At 66.3% G+C, this 3618-nt stretch carries 3 protein-coding genes; 1 reads left to right on the top strand and 2 read right to left on the bottom strand.

Annotation, left to right across the window (positions count from 1 at the left end; all coding sequences use genetic code 11):
- Positions 1 to 184: 184 nt before the first annotated feature.
- Positions 185 to 784, bottom strand: a complete 600-nt coding sequence (locus EKL94_RS21975; protein ID WP_126930633.1) for an O-acetyl-ADP-ribose deacetylase — start codon at positions 782 to 784, stop codon at positions 185 to 187.
- Between the two features lie 211 nt (positions 785 to 995).
- Positions 996 to 1955 (bottom strand): cysteine synthase A, encoded by a 960-nt coding sequence (cysK, locus tag EKL94_RS21970; RefSeq protein WP_126930632.1) that lies wholly within the window; start codon positions 1953 to 1955, stop codon positions 996 to 998.
- A gap of 208 nt (positions 1956 to 2163) precedes the next feature.
- Here cysK and EKL94_RS21965 point away from each other — a divergent pair, with 208 nt between their 5' ends.
- Positions 2164 to 3147 carry a LysR family transcriptional regulator gene (locus EKL94_RS21965; RefSeq protein ID WP_126930631.1) on the top strand — a complete coding sequence of 328 codons (984 nt, stop codon included), beginning with the start codon at positions 2164 to 2166 and terminating at the stop codon, positions 3145 to 3147.
- Positions 3148 to 3618 lie beyond the last annotated feature (471 nt).

Here is a 3618-nt window from a genome sequence, read left to right as displayed (position 1 = left end):
CGACCTGGTCGACCACTGACAACTTGAAGGCCAGCGAGTAATCCCGTTGGCTGCGCCTGATTGTTGATTTCATTGAACATTCCTTTTCCAGAGGGAAAAGGTGTCAACCCAATTCAGGACGGGTCACTGCAACGGAAAAGGCCGGGCAATGCCCGGCCTTTTCTTTTACCTGCAGCGCTGCGGTTCAGTGCGCAGCGGCGAAGCCCGCATCGCCCAGAGGCGGCAGCACCGACGCGCGCGGTTCGTTGTCCGTGCTTTGTCCCGCGGCGGTCAACGCCTGCTGGTAGGCCTTCGCGGTGGCAGTGTTGAACGCCACCAGCACGATGCGCATCGGCTGTGCATGGCTGCGCTGCCACGCCAGTGTTTCGGTCACTGCGATCTGCGCGGCCTGGTACAGCGGATAGCCATACACGCCGCAGCTGATCGCCGGGAACGCGATCGACTTCACGCCCAGCGACTCGGCCAGCTGCAGCGATTTCCAGTAGCAGTTGGCCAGCAATGCCGGTTCGTCGCGCTGGCCGTCGTGCCAGACCGGGCCCACCGTGTGCAGTACATGCCGCGCCGGCAATGCATAAGCGTCGGTGGCGCGCACTTCGCCGGTCGGGCAACGCACGCCTGCGCGCAGTTCCGGCAATCGCTCGCACTCGGCCAGCAATGCCGGGCCGGCTGCGCGATGGATCGCGCCGTCGACGCCGCCACCGCCGAGCAGTGTTTCATTGGCCGCGTTGACGATCGCATCCACCGCCAGGGTCGTGATATCGCCCTGCCAAACTTCGATCTTCATGCGTCCGTCTCCTGCCTGTGAGGTGTTCCGCGCAGCATCTGCGCCGGCTGTTCCCACGGTAGGGGACAGGGCATCGATACTGCGTCATGACCGTCTCACGCGCTGCGATCCGACGGCCTTCACGCACGATGGCGGGCGACGCCTTCACGCAGGCTGAAGCAGAAGGGGATCAGAGCCTTTTCCCGACGGAAAAGGGATCCGACCCTGTGCATTACGGCAGGCCGGCCAGCCAGTCGTCGTCGGAACCCTCATTCACATCGGCGAACAGCGGCGTGGAGAAATAGCGTTCACCGGTGTCCGGCAGCATCGCCAGGATCACCGAGCCCGGTTCAGCACGGGCCGCCACGTCCAGCGCGCTGGCCACGGTAGCGCCGGCGGAGATGCCGACGAAGATGCCTTCTTCCGCAGCCAGTCGGCGTGCGGTGGCGATGGCGCGGTCATCTTCCACCGTCACCAGTTCATCCACCACATCGCGGTTGAGCACGTCCGGCACGAAATCCGGCGTCCAGCCCTGGATCTTGTGCGGCTTCCAGTCATCACCCTTCAACAGTGCGGCGCCGGCCGGTTCGGTGGCGATGATGCGGGTCTGCGGTCGCGCGACCTTCAGCACTTCGCCAACACCGGTGAGCGTGCCGCCGGTGCCCCAGCCGCTGACGAAGTAGTCCAGCCGCTTGCCGGCGAAGTCGCGCAGGATCTCAGCGGCGGTGGTGTTGCGGTGGTACGCCGGGTTGGCCGGGTTGGCGAACTGGCTGGCCAGGAACCAGCCGTGCTGCTCAGCCAGTTCGGCCGCCTTGCGCACCATGCCGCTGCCGCGTTCGGCGGCCGGGGTCAGGATCACCTTGGCGCCATAGGCGCGCATCAGCTTGCGGCGCTCCACCGAGAAGGTTTCGACCATGGTGGCCACGAACTTGTAGCCGCGCGCGGCGGCGACCATCGCCAGTGCCACGCCGGTGTTGCCTGAAGTAGCTTCGACGATGGTGTCGCCCGGCTTGAGCACGCCACGCGCTTCGGCGTCGAGGATGATTGCCAGCGCCAGGCGGTCCTTGACCGAGCCGCCCGGGTTGAACGACTCGACCTTGGCGTAGACGCTGACCTGTGGGGGCGCCAGGCGCTGCAGCCTGACGATGGGGGTGTTGCCGACGGTATCGAGGATGGAGTCGTACAGGGCCATGGAAGCGCTCCGGAAACGGGGCCGCGCCGGGCTTCGGCGGGCGAAGGGGGAGGGCTGGCTGTTCAGGCCAGCGGCTGCCGGCTGACCGTAGCGCCGGCATATGACGCCCGGAAATGACCAGATACCTTTCTTAAACAACCTTTGGTTATAAGCTGGTGACGGCAATTGACCCTAGAGTGGACCTCCGCCCCCACATCGCCCGCCTGCCATGACGCTGACCCAGCTGCGCTACCTGGTTGCCATCGCCGACGCCGAGCTGAACATCACGCTCGCCGCCTCGCGCGTGCATGCCACTCAGCCTGGCCTGTCCAAGCAGCTCAAGCAGCTGGAAGACGAGCTCGGCTTCCTGTTGTTCGTGCGCAAGGGCCGCAGCCTGGAGTCGGTCACCCCGGCCGGCACCGAGGTGATCGCCCGCGCCCGCGCGGTGCTGGCCGAGGCCAACAACATCCGCACCTACGCGGCCAACCAGCGCCGCGAGAGCCAGGGCCAGCTGATCCTGACCACCACCCACACCCAGGCGCGCTTCGTGCTGCCGCCGGCGGTGGCAGCGATCAAGCAGGCCTACCCGCAGGTCAGCGTGCACCTGCAGCAGGCAGGCGAAGCCGACGCGCTGGATCGCTTGAACCAGGGTGACGCGGATATCGCCATCATCAGCACCGCTGGCGGTGAGCCGACCGATGGCATCGCGGTGCCGCTGTTCCGCTGGCGACGCTTGGTGGTGGTACCCAAGGGCCACCCGCTGGACCGTGCGGGCCGTGCACCGGACCTGGCCGCGTTGGCCCGCCAGCCGTTGATCAGCTACGAATCCTCGACCCGCCCGAACTCGTCCCTGCAACGCGCCTTCGCCGCCAATGGGCTGGTGCCCGACCTGGCACTGACCGCGCTCGATGCCGATCTGATCAAGACCTACGTGCGTACGGGTCTGGGCGTAGGCCTGCTGGCCGAGATGGCGGTCAGTTCCAACGACGACGACCTGAAGGCGTGGCCGGCGCCGGACCCGATCAGCGAGTGCATTGCCTGGGCGGTGCTGCCGCGCGACCGCGTGCTGCGTGACTACGCGCTGGAGCTGGTGCACGTGCTGGCCCCACAGATCGATCCGCGCGACCTGCGCAGGGTGCTGGATGGCAACCAGGCGGCCGCGTGGCCGGTGCCACCGACCTGGGAGTCACTGACCCAGACCATCACGGTGTGAGGTTGGTCGAGCAGGGCTTGCAGCCCTGCACCTGCTGAATCAATGGCAAAAGCCGAAGCAACAGCAACAGCTGGCTTCTGTGGGGGGGCGGGGCGGTGTGGGCAGGCAGGACACGCCGTAAACCCATCCCTGGGGGCTCGATGGCGCCATCCATGGCGCCAACGGTCCTGCCTGCCCACACCGCCCCACCTCTGACAGATTCCTGCTGCTGTTGGTGGGTGTCGACCCTGGTCGACACGGTAGATCCACGCCATGCGTGGATGAATTTCCATCGAACTCGAATATCTCGAGAATTGAACGAAGAGCATCCACGCGTGGCGTGGATCTACTGAAGATCGCGGAAGACTGTCGAAGGCGGGGTGGGTCCGGTTGCGGGAGTGTCCGCGGCATGGATGCCGCGGCCAAGCCCCCATGGACGGGTTTACGGCGTCTCCCGCAACCGGACCCACCCCGCCATCCCTCAGGAAACCA

The sequence above is a fragment of the Stenotrophomonas maltophilia genome (assembly GCF_003970865.1).
Taxonomy (GTDB): Bacteria; Pseudomonadota; Gammaproteobacteria; order Xanthomonadales; family Xanthomonadaceae; genus Stenotrophomonas; species Stenotrophomonas maltophilia_AR.
Note: the sequence above shows the minus strand (reverse complement) of the source record. Positions and strands in the feature narration are given on the sequence as shown.

Bases quoted from the DNA above. Each gene is read 5' to 3' on its own strand.
- EKL94_RS21965 (WP_126930631.1), top strand. From the start codon at position 2,164: ATGACGCTGACCCAGCTGCGCTACCTGGTTGCCATCGCCGACGCCGAG.
- cysK (WP_126930632.1), bottom strand. From the start codon at position 1,955: ATGGCCCTGTACGACTCCATCCTCGATACCGTCGGCAACACCCCCATC.
- EKL94_RS21975 (WP_126930633.1), bottom strand. From the start codon at position 784: ATGAAGATCGAAGTTTGGCAGGGCGATATCACGACCCTGGCGGTGGAT.